Origin of the sequence: Pseudomonas sp. LjRoot277 (genome assembly GCF_964253845.1) — a bacterium.
GTDB lineage: Bacteria > Pseudomonadota > Gammaproteobacteria > Pseudomonadales > Pseudomonadaceae > Aquipseudomonas.
Map to the genome: position 1 here is coordinate 456,366 of NZ_CAXURI020000001.1, position 16,088 is coordinate 472,453.

Sequence of the window (16,088 nt, forward strand, 5' to 3'; positions counted from 1 at the left end):
AGGAGTCGGTAATGAGCTATCAGCACCAGTATGTCGACGGTACGCGTATTCACTTCCCGCTGGGGAAAGTGGTGTGCATTGGCCGTAACTACGCCGAACACGCCAAGGAACTGGACAACCCGGTGCCTACCGAGCCGCTGCTGTTCATCAAGCCGGGCAGTTGCGTGGTGCCGCTGGAAGGTGGTTTCAGCATTCCGACCGAGCGTGGTTCGGTTCATTACGAAGCGGAAATCGCGGTGTTGATCGGCAAGCCGTTGTCGACCAAACCGAGCCGTGAAGAAGTGCTGGATGCCATCTCCGGTTTCGCCCCGGCCCTGGACCTGACCCTGCGCGACAAGCAGGCCGAGCTGAAAGCCAAGGGCCTGCCGTGGGAAATCGCCAAGTCCTTCGACGGTGCGGCGGTGATTGCGCCGTTCGTGTCCGGCAGCACGTTCGCTGACCTGACCGACATTGGCATCCGCCTGACCATCAACGGCGAAGTGCGCCAGGATGGCAACAGCAGCGCAATGCTCAACCCGATCGTGCCGATGATCCAGCACATGGCCGGCTGCTTCTCGCTGCAGGCCGGTGACGTGATCCTGACGGGTACGCCGGTTGGCGTCGGTCCGCTGAATGTCGGTGACGAACTGGTGATTGAATTGCCAGGCGCCAGCAGCTTCACCAGCAGCGTCCGCTAAAAAAGCAAAAGATCGCAGCCTGCGGCAGCTCCTACACCAATCTCTGTAGGAGCTGCCGCAGGTTCGGGCCGCGTTCGGACGATCTTTTGATCTTGGCTGCCCATGCAGGGCTTTCCCGCCATTTCCCGTTTTTTTCACATCTCGTCCGGATAATTCCGGGACTTGCGGCGTCTTAGCCGGTCCCAATTGTGCTATTACCCTTAGCCTGAATTTCTGGAACGCATCCCTCGATGGTCACCCAACCACTGCCCAAGCTTAAAACTGCCCGCCGCTCGCGCTTTGTCCTGCGTTGGTATTCCTGGCTTTTGCTGGTAGCCGCTGCCGCGTATGGCCTCGCGTTTGCGATGCATTGGGATGACCGTGGTGTGCTTTGGGTGCTGGAGCGTTTCGAAAGCCCCGCCGAACGTCAGCAGAGTGTCTGGCTACCGGATTACCGGGCAGTGATCGACGCCAAACTGCTGCCGGGCATGGAAAAGGACGAAGCGTCGGACCTGGCCTACAACCCTCAAACCAAAACCCTGTTCTCGGTCATGGGCAAGAACCCGTTCCTCGTAGAGCTGACATTGCAGGGTGACGTGCTGCGCAAGATGCCGCTGGTGGGCTGGAGCAACCCGGAAGGCGTGACTGTGATGGGCAACGGTTTGCTGGCCATCGTCGATGAGCGCGAACACATGCTCTCCATCGTCAAGGTCGATGCCGATACCCGCGAGCTGAACATCGCTGACTTCCCGAAATACGACCTCGGTCCTTCGAAAGACCAGAACAAGGCCTTCGAAGCCATCGTCTGGGATTCGCGCAATCAGCAAATCCTGCTGGGTGAAGAGCGTCCGCCAGCACTGTTTAGCTGGAAAAGCGATGGCAGCCAGAGCCTGAAGGGCGACAAGCAAAAACTCACCAGTGATGAACTGGACATCCGCAACCTCTCGGCGCTGGCCATCGACCCGCGCACCGGGCATACCCTGGTGCTGTCTGCCGACTCCCACTTGTTGCTGGAGCTGGACGAGAAGGGCGAGCAGGTCAGTTTCATGACCTTGCTGGGCGGCTTCAATGGTTTGAAGAAGACCATTCCTCGCGCCGAAGGCGTGACCATGGACGAGGCGGGCACGCTGTACATGGTGAGTGAGCCGAACCTGTTCTATCGCTTCGAAAAGCAGAAATAAGGCCTGAATGCGTCGACTTGCCCGCCCCAAGCCTCTGCTTTTGATCCTGTCGGTCATAGCGTTGATCGCGCTGGTTGCGGCCGGCCAGTACCTGCGCCTGTTCGAGCGCGCCTGGTTCAACCTGCACACCCTTTGGCAGCCCATGAACGGTCAGTCCATCGGTCTGGATCAGTACCAGGTAGCGGTCGAGGCGCGAGTCATTGTCGGGCTGGCCGACGATGTTTCGGCGCTGACCTTCGATCCGGTGCGCAAAAGCCTGTTCACCGTCACCAACAAAAACTCAGAGCTGATCGAACTGTCGCTGGACGGCCAGATTATTCGACGCATTGCGCTGATCGGGTTTGGCGACCCTGAAGCCGTGGAATTCATCAGCGCCGACACTTACGTGATCACTGACGAGCGTCAGCAGCGGCTGATCAAGATTCATCTGGAGAGCGACACAACGTTCCTCGACGCAGCGGATGCCGAGCAGATGACCCTTGGCGTACACATGAGCGGCAACAAGGGCTTCGAAGGTCTCGCTTACGACTCGGTGGGCAAGCGGTTGTTTGTCGCCAAGGAACGCGACCCGATGCTGATCTACGAAGTGCACGGCTTTCCCCATTACAACCCGGAAAAATCCTACGCAGTGCACGTAGTGAACAACCCCAAGCGCGATGCCGGGATGTTCGTGACGGACCTGTCGAGCCTGCAATACGACGAGCGCAGCGGCCATTTGCTGGCGTTGTCGGATGAGTCGCGGCTGATTCTGGAACTGGATGTGGGCGGGCGACCGCTGAGTACCCTGTCACTGAGCAAGGGGCGTCAGGGGTTGCAGAAGACAGTGCCACAAGCAGAAGGGATCGCCATGGATGACGACGGCACGATGTACCTGGTGAGCGAGCCGAACCTGTTCTACGTCTTCAAAAAACTAGCACAACCCTGACAAACGCCCCAAAACCAATGTGGGAGCGAGCCTGCTCGCGATGAGGCCGTGTCAGTCGATAGAGATGTTGACTGAAAGACCGCTATCGCGAGCAGGCTCGCTCCCACAGGTTTATCTGCGTGTCTGATTATTGGGCGCGCAGGGTTTTCACGCCTTCGCTGGTGCCCAGCAGCAGCAAATCCGCCGGACGTGCCGCGAACAGCCCATTGGTGACCACGCCGACGATGGCGTTGATCTGCGTCTCCAGCTCCACCGGGTTGGTGATCTGCATGTTGAACACGTCGAGTATGATGTTGCCGTTGTCGGTCAGCACGCCTTCACGGTAGACCGGGTCGCCGCCCAGCTTCACCAGTTCGCGGGCCACGTGGCTGCGGGCCATCGGGATCACTTCCACCGGCAGCGGGAACGCGCCGAGTACCGGCACCAGTTTGCTGGCGTCGGCGATGCAGATGAAGGTCTTGGCCACGGCCGCCACAATCTTCTCGCGGGTCAGGGCTGCGCCGCCGCCCTTGATCAGGTTCAGGTGCTCGTCGCTTTCGTCGGCGCCGTCGACGTAGAACTCCAGGTCGCTGACGGTGTTCAGCTCATACACCGGAATGCCGTGGCCCTTGAGGCGGGCAGCGGTGGCTTCGGAACTGGCGACCGCGCCGTCGAACGCGCCTTTGTGCTTGGCCAGTGCGTCGATGAAGCAGTTGGCGGTGGAGCCGGTGCCGACCCCGACGATGCTCTTGTCGTCGAGTTTCGGAAGGATGAAGTCGACGGCGGCCTGAGCCACTGCCTGTTTGAGTTGATCCTGGGTCATGCGGGCTCCGAAGCGGGCAAGGGGAGAACGGAAAGGCCGGCATTATAGCCCCATGCCGGGCTAAAACCTCTTGATTCGTGTGGTCGCCCGCCCGAAAGCCGGGTTAGACTCCTTGGCCCTGCCCAACCCGCTCAGTGATGCTTTCCGATGCTCGAACAGTACGTCAAAAAGATCCTCACCTCGCGCGTTTATGACGTTGCCGTAGAAACCCCATTGCAGACTGCCCGCCAGCTCTCCGAGCGGCTGGGCAACAACATTTGGCTCAAGCGCGAAGACTTGCAGCCGGTGTTCTCGTTCAAGATTCGTGGCGCCTACAACAAGCTCACCCAGCTTTCCGATGAAGAGCGTGCTCGCGGTGTCGTCACTGCTTCCGCGGGCAACCACGCGCAAGGCCTGGCCCTGGCGGCGAAAGTGTTGGGCGTGAAAGCGACCATCGTGATGCCCAAGACCACCCCGGAAATCAAAGTCGAAGGCGTGCGTTCCCGTGGCGGCAAAGTGGTGCTGCACGGGGATTCGTTTCCGGAAGCCCTGGCTTACTCGCTGAAACTGGTCGACGAAAAAGGCTACGTCTACATCCACCCTTACGACGATCCCCACACCATTGCCGGGCAGGGCACGGTGGCGATGGAGATTCTGCGCCAGCACCCTGGCCGTCTGGACGCGATCTTCGTCCCGGTGGGCGGTGGCGGATTGATCGCCGGCATCGCGGCGTACGTGAAGTACTTGCGGCCTGAAATCAAAATCATCGGCGTCGAGCCGGACGATTCCAACTGCCTGCAAGCCGCCATGGCCGCTGGCGAGCGCGTGATCCTGCCGACCGTGGGTCTCTTCGCCGATGGCGTCGCAGTGGCGCAGATCGGTCAGCACACCTTTGATATCTGCAAAGACTATGTCGATGAAGTGATCACCGTCAGCACCGATGAAATCTGTGCGGCGATCAAGGACATCTACGACGATACCCGCTCGATCACTGAACCTGCCGGCGCATTGGGCGTGGCCGGGATCAAGAAATACGTCGAGCAACGCGGCGTCACCGGTCACACCTTTGTGGCCATCGACTCTGGCGCCAACGTCAACTTCGACCGCCTGCGCCACGTTGCCGAGCGCGCCGAACTGGGCGAGGGTCGCGAAGCCATCATTGCCGTGACCATCCCCGAGAAACCGGGCAGCTTCAAGGCGTTCTGTGAAGCCATCGGCAAGCGCCAGATCACCGAATTCAACTACCGCTACAACACCGGCAGCGAGGCGCACATCTTTGTTGGCGTGCAGACGCACCCGGAAAACGATCCGCGCAGTGCGCTGCTGGCCAGCCTGACCGAGCAGGGTTTCCCGGTGCTCGACCTGACCGACAACGAATTGGCCAAGTTGCACATCCGCCACATGGTCGGCGGCCGTGCGGCTCATGTGGTTGATGAAGTGATTCTGCGCTTCGAATTCCCGGAGCGCCCGGGCGCGCTGTTCAACTTCCTCAACAAGCTCGGCGGGCGCTGGAACATCTCGATGTTCCACTACCGCAACCATGGCGCGGCGGATGGTCGTGTGGTCGCGGGCCTGCAAGTGCCTCACGATGAACGCCACCTGGTGCCCGCAGCGCTGGAAGAAATCGGCTACCCGTATTGGGACGAAAGTGACAACCCGGCCTATCAGCTGTTTCTCGGCTGAGCGGCTACGCTGATGGCCAGACCATAAGGAAATCGAACAATGGAAACGTTAACCGCCCTGAAAGTCGCTCATATGGTGGCGACGGTGTTGCTGCTGGTCAGCGCACTGGGTCTGGCGATCTGGGTCTGGCGCACGCGCCGTAATGGTGACGCAACGGCTCACGCGCGTACGTTGCAGCGGCCGCGGGTGTTTATCTGGCTGGTCATGGGGCTGGCGCTGCTGAGCATGCCGTTTACCGGCTGGTGGATGGTGCATCTGGTGGGCTGGCCGCTGGGGCAGACCTGGTTGCTGGTGTCCAGCGTGCTTTACACCGTCGCGGCGTTGGGCTGGTTCTGGTTGCTGGTGCGGCTTAACAAGTTGCGCACTGCTCCGGGAGGCAACGGCAAGTTCACCTTCGCACTCGCACTGTTCAGTTTCGTCTGTTTTATCGCCATTGCGGGGTTGATGGGCGCCAAGCCGGTTTAGCGCGGAATCTGTAGCAGCTGCCGAGGTACGAGGCTGCGTTGCGTGTCCGCAGGACCGCCCCCGGGGGCCGCTGCGCAGCCCAACGCAGCCTCGTACCTCGGCAGCTGCTACAGGCGATATCAGTCGCGCAGAGACATTACCGGCCAGCCACGCTTCTCGGCTTCGGTGCGCAAATTCGGGTCCGGATCGACTGCAACCGGATGCGTCACCCGCTCCAGCAGCGGAAAATCATTCATCGAGTCGCTGTAGAAATAGCTGCCCTCCAACGAATACCCGGTCTCTTCCAGCCAGCGATTCAACCGCGTCACCTTGCCTTCACGGAAGCACGGGACGTCGGTGCTGCGTCCGGTATAGCGGCCATCAACCATTTCACATTCCGTGGCGATCAGGGTTTCGACGCCCAGACGCTGGGCAATCGGCCCGGTAACAAAACGGTTGGTCGCGGTGATGATCACCAGTTTGTCGCCGGCCTCGCGGTGCTTGGCCAGCAGTTCGAGACCCTTGGGCAACACGATCGGCTCAATGCAATCGCGCATGTAATCCAGATGCCATTGATCCAGCGTGGCCATCTCGGTGCGGCCGAGGACTTCCAGGCAAAAGTTCAGGTAGGCATCGTTATCCAGCTTGCCGGCCAGGTAATCCTGATAGAACTCATCGTTGCGCGCCTTGTAGGCGACGGCGTCGAGGAAGCCGCGTTCGCACAGGTAATCGCCCCAGGCGTGGTCACTGTCACCGCCCAAGAGCGTGTTGTCCAAGTCGAATAAAGCCAGCCGCATTGCAGTTACTCGCTGAAAAGTCTGTAGAAAGGCGTCCAGAATACGGACTTTTCACAAGAGTGCACATAAGGTAGACCGGCTCGTTGCTGCTATCACAACCTTTGTGGAACAATGCGGCGACATGCGTTTGCGAGGTTGTTGCCGTGATCGACCCCGATGGTTTCCGCCCCAATGTCGGGATCATTCTCACGAATGATGCCGGACAGGTGCTATGGGCTCGCCGTATCAATCAAGATGCCTGGCAGTTTCCACAGGGCGGGATCAACCCCCAGGAGACGCCGGAAGACGCCTTGTACCGCGAGTTGAACGAAGAAGTGGGTCTTGAGCGCGAAGATGTTGAAATTCTCGCCTGCACCCGGGGCTGGTTGCGCTATCGTTTGCCGCAACGTCTGGTCCGCACGCACAGCCAGCCGCTGTGCATCGGCCAGAAACAGAAATGGTTTCTCCTGCGCCTGGTCTCCAACGAGCAGCGGGTGCGGATGGATTTGACCGGTAAACCGGAATTCGATGGCTGGCGCTGGGTCAGTTATTGGTATCCGTTGGGCCAGGTGGTGACATTCAAGCGCGAAGTGTATCGACGCGCTCTCAAAGAGCTTGCCCCGCGCCTTTTATCGCGCGACTGACGACGGAGTTCGACCCCGAGCCATGCTCAATACGCTGCGCAAGATCGTCCAGGAAGTTAACTCCGCCAAGGATCTCAAGGCGGCGTTGGGGATTATTGTGTTGCGCGTCAAAGAGGCCATGGGCAGCCAGGTCTGCTCGGTCTATCTGCTTGACCCTGAGACCAACCGCTTCGTGCTGATGGCCACCGAGGGCTTGAACAAGCGCTCGATCGGCAAAGTCAGCATGGCACCCAACGAAGGTCTGGTTGGCCTGGTCGGCACGCGTGAAGAACCCCTGAACCTCGAAAATGCCGCGGATCACCCGCGCTACCGCTACTTCGCCGAGACCGGTGAAGAGCGCTACGCCTCATTCCTCGGGGCGCCGATCATTCACCACCGCCGCGTCGTCGGCGTGTTGGTCATTCAGCAAAAAGAACGTCGGCAGTTCGATGAGGGTGAAGAAGCCTTCCTCGTGACCATGAGCGCGCAGCTTGCCGGCGTTATCGCCCACGCCGAAGCCACCGGTTCGATCCGGGGCCTGGGGCGTCAGGGCAAGGGCATTCAGGAAGCCAAGTTCATCGGCGTACCGGGTTCACCGGGTGCGGCGGTCGGTACTGCGGTGGTCATGCTGCCGCCGGCCGATCTGGATGTGGTGCCCGACAAGACCATCACCGACATCACCGCCGAACTTGGGTTGTTCAAGACCGCCATCGAAGGCGTGCGCGCCGACATGCGCGCCTTGTCCGCCAAGCTGGCGAACCAGTTGCGCCCGGAAGAGCGCGCGCTGTTCGATGTCTACTTGATGATGCTCGACGATGCCTCGCTCGGCAGCGAAATCACCACCGTGATCAAGACCGGTCAGTGGGCCCAGGGCGCGTTGCGTCAGGTGGTCACCGAACACGTCAACCGTTTCGAATTGATGGACGACGCCTACCTGCGTGAGCGCGCCTCCGACGTCAAAGACCTTGGTCGGCGCTTGCTGGCTTATCTGCAGGAAGAGCGTCAACAGACCCTGGTTTACCCTGACAACACCATCCTGATCAGCGAAGAACTGACGCCGGCAATGCTTGGCGAAGTGCCGGAAGGCAAGCTGGTCGGTCTGGTGTCGGTACTCGGTTCCGGCAACTCCCACGTGGCGATCCTGGCGCGAGCCATGGGTATCCCGACAGTGATGGGCCTGGTCGACTTGCCGTATTCCAAGGTCGACGGCATCCAGATGATCGTCGACGGCTACCACGGCGAGGTCTACACCAACCCCAGCGAAGTGCTGCGCAAGCAGTTCGCCGAAGTGGTCGAGGAAGAGAAGCAACTGGCCCTCGGGCTGGATGCACTGCGTGACTTGCCGTGCGTGACCCTCGATGGCCACCGCATGCCGCTGTGGGTCAACACCGGCCTGCTGGCGGACGTGGCGCGGGCGCAGAAGCGTGGCGCTGAAGGCGTCGGTCTGTACCGCACCGAAGTGCCGTTCATGATCAACCAGCGCTTCCCGAGTGAAAAAGAGCAGTTGGCGATTTATCGCGAGCAGCTCGCCGCGTTCCACCCGCAACCGGTGACCATGCGCAGCCTGGACATTGGTGGCGACAAGTCGCTGTCGTACTTCCCGATCAAGGAAGACAACCCGTTCCTCGGCTGGCGCGGTATTCGCGTCACGCTCGACCACCCGGAAATCTTCCTGGTGCAGACCCGCGCCATGCTCAAGGCCAGCGAAGGCTTGAACAACCTGCGGATCCTGCTGCCGATGATCTCCGGCACTCACGAACTGGAAGAAGCCCTGCACCTGATTCACCGGGCCTGGGGCGAAGTCCGCGACGAAGGCTGCGACGTGCCTATGCCGCCGATCGGCGTGATGATCGAAATTCCGGCGGCGGTTTATCAGACCAAGGAACTGGCGCGGCAAGTGGACTTCCTGTCGGTCGGCTCCAACGACCTGACCCAGTACTTGTTGGCGGTGGATCGAAACAACCCGCGGGTAGCCGATCTCTACGACTACCTGCACCCAGCGGTGCTGCAAGCCCTTCAGAGCGTGGTGCGTGATGCTCATGCCGAAGGCAAGCCAGTGAGTATCTGCGGTGAGATGGCTGGCGATCCGGCGGCGGCGGTGCTGTTGATGGCGATGGGCTTCGACAGCCTGTCGATGAACGCCACCAACTTGCCGAAAGTGAAGTGGATGCTGCGTCAGATCAACCTGAGCAAAGCCAGGGAATTGCTCGCCGAACTGATGACCATCGACAACCCGCAAGTTATCCACAGCTCGCTGCAACTGGCGCTGAAGAACCTTGGGTTGGCGCGGATGATTAATCCGGCTTCGGCGAAGACTCTCTAAACCTGCGGCGACTCTAAAATCGACCCCTCTCCCCAGCGGGGAGAGGGGGAAAGGGGGCCGATCTCTATCGTCTTCAAAGTCTGAGTTCGACTCGATATTTCAGGTCGATGGATAGCGAAAGACACCTCGGTCAGTCCCCTCTACCCCCTGGGGAGAGGGTTAGGGTGAGGGGTGGTTCTAACTGACACCTCACAATCTAAACCCGCACCTCTACCTCCCCCAAATGCCCGCCATACGGCCCGAAACTCCGCTCAACCATCCACCGCGTCCCATCCGCCTGAACAATCAACGCCGTACTCGCTCGCGTCCCATAAGTCGGACTGGCAATAAACACGCTCGACAGCAACGTCTCGGTCGCCAACCCGACCCCGGTATCCGGCAGTTCGGCAAATGGCGCCGTCTGCGGATCATTCAGCAACGCTAATAAAGCCTGGGGTTGCGGATCGTCCAGCACCTCCTCCAGCGCTGCCCGTGCCTTGAGCAGTTTCGGCCACGGCGTATCCAGCCCCGCATTCGACAAACCATAAACTCCCGGTGGCAGCATCACCGGCTCAGTCTCCCGGGCATTGAAGTGCCACAGTTCGTTGGCATTGCCGACCAGCAGGTTAAATCCGGCATATTCCAGCGAACGTCCGACAACGTCCGCCAAGTAGTCATCTATCGACATGTCGCCGGTCAGGAATCGCGCCACCAGTTCACCTCGCGACTTGCGTGCGGGCGGCTGATGCGGATCGCGGATGTTGGTGAGCGCGGCGAAGCGCCCATTGGCGCCAACACCGAGCCAGGTGCCTCCCGCCTCCAGATCGCGACCGGCATGGACGTGCGGTGCTTCGGGCCATTGCGCCAGAGGCAGGCTGGGCCGGGCATAGAATTCGTCGCGGTTGGCCGCCACGATCAGCGGCTGGGCGTGACCCGGTCGCCAGGCGAAAACAATCAGGCACATAAGGTAGTCCTTGTGTGTTTTCTGCCCACTCTACTCAGTCATCGTGTGGGTATCCATCGCCATCCAGTGGAGCTTGAGGCCATGCATCCGTTACCATGCCGCTCTCATTTGGGGATGCGCATGGAATTTCTGCTCTATCTGGCGCTCGGCGCCTGCGCAGGTGTGCTGGCCGGGCTGTTCGGGGTCGGCGGCGGGATCATTATCGTTCCGGTGCTGGTCTACAGCTTCAAGCTGCAAGGGTTCGATCCGTCGATCCTCACGCACCTGGCGGTCGGCACGTCCCTGGCGACAATCATATTTACCTCGGTCAATGCGATCCGCGAACATCACCGCCGCGGTGCTGTGCGTTGGCCGATTTTTGCCTGGATGACCCTCGGTATTCTCATTGGTGCCGGTTTCGGCGCGCTGACGGCTGAAGCGATCTCCGGGCCCAACTTGCAGAAAATCATTGGCGTCTTCGCGCTGGTCATCGCTGCGCAACTGGCGCTGGACGTCAAACCCAAGGCTAGCCGAACGGTGCCGGGTAAAGTCGGTCTGACCGTGGCCGGCAGTGTGATTGGCTGGGCCTCGGCGATTTTCGGGATTGGCGGCGGCTCGCTGACGGTGCCGTTTCTGACCTGGCGCAGCGTACCGATGCAGCAAGCCGTGGCAACTTCATCCGCCTGCGGTCTGCCGATTGCCTTGTCCAGTGCATTATTTTTCATGATTCTGGGCTGGCACGATCCATTGCTACCGGCCCATAGTCTCGGTTTTGTTTATTTGCCGGCGTTGCTGGGGATCGCCCTGACCAGCATGTTCTTCGCCCGACTCGGCGCACGACTGGCCCACAGCCTGTCGCCGAAATTGCTGAAGAGACTGTTCGCCGCTTTGCTGTTCTGCGTGGGCCTGAACTTCTTGCTCTGACGTGTACCGCAATCCTGACTTAATCCTGACGTGACAGCGTCGCCCGGGAATTTTGAAAGTTTCAACTCTAACAAGGAGTCGCAATGCTGCCTTACCCGCAGATCGACCCGGTGGCATTGGCCATCGGTCCGCTGAAAATCCACTGGTACGGCTTGATGTACCTGATCGGCATCGGCGGCGCCTGGCTGCTGGCATCGCGCCGGTTGAACCGCTTCGACCCGACCTGGAGTAAAGAGAAACTCTCCGACATGGTGTTCTGGATGTCGATGGGGGTCATTCTCGGCGGCCGCTTGGGCTATGTGCTGTTCTATGATCTGAGTGCTTACCTCGCCAACCCGCTGTTGATCTTTGAAGTGTGGAAGGGCGGCATGTCGTTCCACGGCGGGTTCATCGGCGTGATGTTGGCCGCGTTGTGGTTCGGTAAAAAGAACGGCAAGTCGTTCTTCCAGCTGATGGACTTCGTCGCACCGATGGTGCCGATCGGTCTGGGCGCCGGACGTATCGGCAACTTCATCAACGCCGAGTTGTGGGGCAAGGCCACCGATGTGCCGTGGGCGATGGTCTTCCCGACCGATCCGGCGCAACTGGCGCGTCACCCGTCGCAGCTGTATCAGTTCGCCCTCGAAGGCGTCGCGCTGTTCGCCATTCTCTGGTTGTTCTCGCGCAAGCCGCGGCCGACCATGGCGGTGTCCGGGATGTTCGCGCTGTTCTATGGCATCTTCCGTTTCATCGTCGAATTCGTCCGCGTACCGGACGCGCAACTGGGCTATCTGGCCTGGAACTGGCTGACCATGGGTCAGGTACTGTGCGTACCGATGATCGTCGGCGGTCTGTACCTGATCTGGCTGGCGTATCACCGTGCACCGGCGGCTCCGGCGGCGGCCGTATAAATTCGAACCCCGGGGCGACGGTCCCGGGTTCAAGGACACAGGTAACTCATGAAGCAATATCTCGAACTGGTCGCCCACGTCATCAAGAACGGCACCAAACAGGCCAACCGTACCGGCGTGAACACCATCAGCTTCCCTGGCGCGATGCTGCGGTATGACCTGAAGGAAGGTTTCCCGGCGATCACCACGCGCAAGATGGCCTTCAAATCGGCCATCGGCGAGATGTGTGGTTTTCTGCGCGGGGTGAACAACGCCGCTGAATTCCGTGCGCTGGGCTGCAAGGTCTGGGATCAGAACGCCAACGAAAACGCCCAGTGGCTGGCCAACCCGTTCCGTCAGGGCGAAGACGACCTCGGCGAGATCTACGGCGTGCAATGGCGCAAATGGCCGGCGTACAAGCAGATCCTGGTCAGCAACCAGGCCGCCATCGAACAGACTCTGAGCCAAGGTTATCGTCAGATTGCTGAAGGCGAAGAGGACGGCCAAGCTTATGTGGTGCTGTACAAGGCGATCGACCAGATCCGCCAGTGCGTCGACACCATCATCAAAGACCCGGGCAGCCGCCGCATCTTGTTCCACGGCTGGAACGTCGCCCAGCTCGATGAAATGGCTTTGCCACCGTGCCACTTGCTGTACCAGTTCCACCCGAACGTCGAAACGAAGGAAATCTCCCTGACCCTCTACATCCGTTCGAACGATCTGGGCCTGGGCACGCCGTTCAACCTCACCGAAGGCGCCGCGCTGCTGAGCCTGATCGGTCGCCTGACCGGCTACACGCCGCGCTGGTTCACCTATTTCATCGGTGATGCCCACGTCTATGAAAACCATTTGGACATGCTGAATGAACAGCTCAAGCGCGAGCCGTTCCCGATGCCGAAACTGGTGATTAGTGATCGTGTGCCGGAGTTTGCCAAGACCGGTGTGTATCAGCCGGAATGGCTGGAGTTGATCGAGCCGAGCGATTTCTCGCTGGAAGGCTACGAGCACCACGCCCCAATGACCGCGCCGATGGCGGTCTAGCCCTCAACACCGACCAAATGTGGGAGCGGGCTTGCTCGCGAAGAGGGAGTGTCAGTCGACAGAGATGTTGTCTGACACACCGCATTCGCGAGCAAGCCCGCTCCCACAGGGTTTTGTGGCGTTCTTAATGCCCGTGACTGCGGCCAACATGGGAATGCTCAACCTCCGTCGCCACAACCCCGCCGCTGACCTCCAACCGCTGCAAAATCCCGCACTGATCAATATCCGGCCCTTCGCTGCAACGTTGGCGCAGGTCGAGCAGTTGTGTCTGCAACGCCATCAACCCATCGATCCGCGCCTTGACGTGATGAATGTGTTCGTCGATCAACGCATTCACGCTTTCACACTGATCCTGCGGGCTGTCGCGCAGGGCCAGCAGGCTGCGGATTTCTTCCAGCGTCATGTCGAGCGTGCGGCAGTTGCGGATGAAAGTCAGGCGCTCGGCATGAGCCTGGGTGTAGACGCGGTAGTTGCCGTCGCTGCGGGCCGGCTCCGGCAGCAGGTTTTCGCGCTCGTAGTAGCGGATGGTTTCCACGGCGCAGTCAGTGAGTTTGGCCAGTTCTCCGATTTTCATGACGGCAATCTCCAAATAGGTGCTTGACCCTATAGTGGCTACAGGGTCTTTACTTGGCAACAGGCACCTTTCCGGACGCGACCCAATGAGCGATTCCCTTCACACGCACAAACCCGAAGACGGGCATGATCACGATCTCAAACTGCAGCCTGTGCAGAAGAAACATGACCACGGCGGCCACGGGGATTCCTGCTGTTCCTCAAAAGTGGCGGCGCCGTCGCTGATCAAACTCAGCGAAACCCCAACGGCTGGCGCGCGGCTGAGCAGTTTCCGCATCGACGCCATGGATTGCCCGACCGAGCAGACACTGATCGAGAACAAACTCGGCAAACTCGTGGGCGTGCAGCAACTGGAATTCAACCTCATCAACCGCGTGTTGGGCGTCACCCATGACTTGCCGAGCACCGCGCCGATCATCGACGCCATCAAGTCCCTCGGCATGCAGGCCGAGTCGCTGGAGCAGGGCGCTGAACCGTCAGCACCGGTCCCCGAGAAAAAGCTCTGGTGGCCCTTGGCTCTGTCCGGTATCGGCGCACTCGCCGCCGAAGTGATCCACTTCACCAGCGCCGCGCCGAACTGGGTTGTGGCGGTCATTGCGTTGATCTCGATCCTCAGCGGCGGCCTCGGCACCTATAAAAAGGGCTGGATCGCGCTTAAAAACCTCAACCTGAACATCAACGCGCTGATGAGCATCGCGGTGACCGGCGCGATCCTTATCGGCCAGTGGCCGGAAGCGGCGATGGTGATGTTCTTGTTCACCGTGGCCGAGTTGATCGAAGCCAAGTCTCTGGACCGGGCGCGCAACGCCATCGGCGGCCTGATGCAGATGACCCCGGAACAGGCCACTGTGCAGCAGGCCGACGGTCGTTGGATCGCTCAGGACGTTAAAACCATCGAGCTGGGCGCACGTGTTCGAGTGCGTCCCGGTGAGCGGATTGGTCTGGACGGTGAAGTGGTTTCGGGCAGTTCAACCATCGATCAGGCGCCGATCACCGGTGAAAGCCTGCCGGTTGAGAAGACTGTCGGTGACAAAGTCTTCGCCGGCACCATCAACCAGGCCGGTTCCCTGGAGTACTCGGTAACCGCAGCGGCCAACAACTCGACCCTGGCGCGAATCATCCACGCCGTGGAACAGGCCCAGGGCGCGCGGGCGCCGACCCAGCGTTTCGTCGACAGCTTCTCGAAAATCTATACGCCCGCAGTGTTTATCCTCGCGCTCGCAGTGGCGGTGATTCCGCCACTGTTTATGGGCGCGTTGTGGTTCGACTGGATCTACCGGGCGCTGGTGTTGTTGGTAGTTGCGTGCCCATGTGCGCTGGTAATTTCTACACCAGTGACCATCGTCAGCGGCCTCGCGGCGGCGGCGCGCAAAGGCATTCTGGTGAAGGGCGGCGTCTATCTGGAGGGCGGTTACAAGCTCGATTACCTGGCGTTGGACAAGACCGGCACGATCACGCACGGCAAACCGGTGCAGACCGATTACCTGTCGCTTGATCCAACCGCTGACGCATCAGCTCCGGCGATTGCGGCAGCGCTGGCCGGTCGCTCTGATCACCCGGTGTCGTTGGCCATCGCCAACGCGGCTGTGGATAAACAACTCGCACCGCTGACTGTGGATAACTTTGAGGCGCTGGCCGGTCGCGGTGTGCGCGGCGAAATTAACGGTCAGGTTTACCATTTGGGTAATCACCGTTTGGTGGAAGAACTGAACTTGTGTTCGCCTGCGCTGGAGGAAAAGCTGTTCGCGCTGGAGAAACAGGGCAAGTCCGTGGTGCTGCTGCTCGACAAATCCGGCCCGCTGGCGCTGTTCGCCGTGGCCGACACCGTGAAAGAGTCCAGCCGCGAGGCGATCCAGCAACTGCACGAGCTGGGCATCAAAACCCTGATGCTCACCGGTGACAACGTCCACACCGCTCAGGCGATTGCCGCGCAAGTCGGCATCGACGAGGCAAAGGGCGATCTGCTGCCGACCGACAAACTGCAAGCCATCGACGCCCTTTATGCACGGGGCCATAACGTCGGCATGGTCGGCGACGGCATCAACGATGCTCCGGCGCTGGCGCGAGCCGAGATCGGTTTTGCCATGGCGGCGGCGGGCACCGATACCGCCATTGAGACCGCCGATGTCGCCCTGATGGACGATGATCTGCGCAAGATTCCGACCTTCATCCGGCTGTCCCGGCAAACCTCGAGCATCCTCAAACAGAACATCGCCCTGGCATTGGTCATCAAAGCGATCTTTCTTGGGGTAACCTTCGCCGGGATCGCCACCATGTGGATGGCGGTGTTCGCCGACATGGGCGTGAGCCTGTTGGTGGTGTTCAACGGTTTGCGCCTGTTGCGCAAATAAGCGATGAGGAAAGGGT

General features: G+C 60.3%; 15 protein-coding genes. 11 read left to right on the forward strand and 4 right to left on the reverse strand.

The window, feature by feature from the left end; all coding sequences use genetic code 11:
* Nucleotides 1-11: 11 nt before the first annotated feature.
* The 3 genes from ACSQ87_RS02170 to ACSQ87_RS02180 all read left to right on the forward strand — a co-directional run bounded on the left by ACSQ87_RS02170 (nt 12) and on the right by ACSQ87_RS02180 (nt 2,762).
* Nucleotides 12-677, forward strand: a complete 666-nt coding sequence (locus ACSQ87_RS02170; protein WP_046053735.1) for a fumarylacetoacetate hydrolase family protein — start codon at nt 12-14, stop codon at nt 675-677.
* A 230-nt stretch (nt 678-907) separates the two neighbouring features.
* On the forward strand, nt 908-1,837 hold the full coding sequence (locus ACSQ87_RS02175; RefSeq protein ID WP_436273268.1) for an SdiA-regulated domain-containing protein: 930 nt from the start codon (nt 908-910) through the stop codon (nt 1,835-1,837).
* Nucleotides 1,838-1,844: 7 nt separating this feature from the next.
* A complete protein-coding gene (locus tag ACSQ87_RS02180) occupies nt 1,845-2,762 on the forward strand; it encodes an SdiA-regulated domain-containing protein (protein ID WP_436273269.1) in 918 nt (305 codons plus the stop codon).
* Nucleotides 2,763-2,889: 127 nt separating this feature from the next.
* On the opposite strand, the gene rpiA is transcribed toward ACSQ87_RS02180, so the two are convergent.
* Nucleotides 2,890-3,564, reverse strand: coding sequence for a ribose-5-phosphate isomerase RpiA (gene rpiA, locus ACSQ87_RS02185; RefSeq protein ID WP_111448403.1), 675 nt, complete (start codon nt 3,562-3,564; stop codon nt 2,890-2,892).
* A gap of 147 nt (nt 3,565-3,711) precedes the next feature.
* Here rpiA and ilvA point away from each other — a divergent pair, with 147 nt between their 5' ends.
* The gene (ilvA, locus tag ACSQ87_RS02190) at nt 3,712-5,226 is read left to right on the forward strand and encodes a threonine ammonia-lyase, biosynthetic (protein ID WP_150659040.1); all 1,515 of its coding nucleotides are present in this window, start codon (nt 3,712-3,714) and stop codon (nt 5,224-5,226) included.
* 39 nt (nt 5,227-5,265) lie between these two features.
* Nucleotides 5,266-5,691 carry a DUF2269 domain-containing protein gene (locus tag ACSQ87_RS02195; protein WP_436273270.1) on the forward strand — a complete coding sequence of 142 codons (426 nt, stop codon included), beginning with the start codon at nt 5,266-5,268 and terminating at the stop codon, nt 5,689-5,691.
* Between the two features lie 119 nt (nt 5,692-5,810).
* Here ACSQ87_RS02195 and ACSQ87_RS02200 read toward each other — a convergent pair whose 3' ends face one another.
* Entirely contained in the window at nt 5,811-6,467 is a 657-nt protein-coding gene (locus ACSQ87_RS02200) for an HAD family hydrolase (RefSeq protein WP_436273271.1), read from the reverse strand.
* 143 nt (nt 6,468-6,610) lie between these two features.
* Here ACSQ87_RS02200 and ACSQ87_RS02205 point away from each other — a divergent pair, with 143 nt between their 5' ends.
* Nucleotides 6,611-7,090 (forward strand): RNA pyrophosphohydrolase, encoded by a 480-nt coding sequence (locus ACSQ87_RS02205; protein WP_008150514.1) that lies wholly within the window; start codon nt 6,611-6,613, stop codon nt 7,088-7,090.
* A 22-nt stretch (nt 7,091-7,112) separates the two neighbouring features.
* Complete coding sequence (ptsP, locus tag ACSQ87_RS02210; protein ID WP_150659037.1) at nt 7,113-9,392, forward strand: phosphoenolpyruvate--protein phosphotransferase; 2,280 nt, start codon at nt 7,113-7,115, stop codon at nt 9,390-9,392.
* A gap of 196 nt (nt 9,393-9,588) precedes the next feature.
* Here ptsP and ACSQ87_RS02215 read toward each other — a convergent pair whose 3' ends face one another.
* Nucleotides 9,589-10,335: an NRDE family protein gene (locus ACSQ87_RS02215; RefSeq protein WP_223429467.1), complete on the reverse strand. Its 747-nt coding sequence runs from the start codon at nt 10,333-10,335 to the stop codon at nt 9,589-9,591.
* 120 nt (nt 10,336-10,455) lie between these two features.
* On the opposite strand from ACSQ87_RS02215, the gene ACSQ87_RS02220 reads away from it, so the two are divergent.
* From ACSQ87_RS02220 to ACSQ87_RS02230, 3 genes are all read left to right on the forward strand, one after another.
* Nucleotides 10,456-11,238: a sulfite exporter TauE/SafE family protein gene (locus tag ACSQ87_RS02220; protein ID WP_347802492.1), complete on the forward strand. Its 783-nt coding sequence runs from the start codon at nt 10,456-10,458 to the stop codon at nt 11,236-11,238.
* An 83-nt stretch (nt 11,239-11,321) separates the two neighbouring features.
* Nucleotides 11,322-12,128: a prolipoprotein diacylglyceryl transferase gene (gene lgt, locus ACSQ87_RS02225; RefSeq protein ID WP_150659035.1), complete on the forward strand. Its 807-nt coding sequence runs from the start codon at nt 11,322-11,324 to the stop codon at nt 12,126-12,128.
* 48 nt (nt 12,129-12,176) lie between these two features.
* A complete protein-coding gene (locus ACSQ87_RS02230) occupies nt 12,177-13,148 on the forward strand; it encodes a thymidylate synthase (protein ID WP_436273272.1) in 972 nt (323 codons plus the stop codon).
* 124 nt (nt 13,149-13,272) lie between these two features.
* On the opposite strand, the gene cadR is transcribed toward ACSQ87_RS02230, so the two are convergent.
* Nucleotides 13,273-13,722 carry a Cd(II)/Pb(II)-responsive transcriptional regulator gene (cadR, locus tag ACSQ87_RS02235; protein ID WP_056738877.1) on the reverse strand — a complete coding sequence of 150 codons (450 nt, stop codon included), beginning with the start codon at nt 13,720-13,722 and terminating at the stop codon, nt 13,273-13,275.
* Nucleotides 13,723-13,807: 85 nt separating this feature from the next.
* Between cadR and ACSQ87_RS02240 the strand changes: the two genes are divergently transcribed.
* Nucleotides 13,808-16,072, forward strand: coding sequence for a heavy metal translocating P-type ATPase (locus ACSQ87_RS02240; protein ID WP_436273273.1), 2,265 nt, complete (start codon nt 13,808-13,810; stop codon nt 16,070-16,072).
* Nucleotides 16,073-16,088 lie beyond the last annotated feature (16 nt).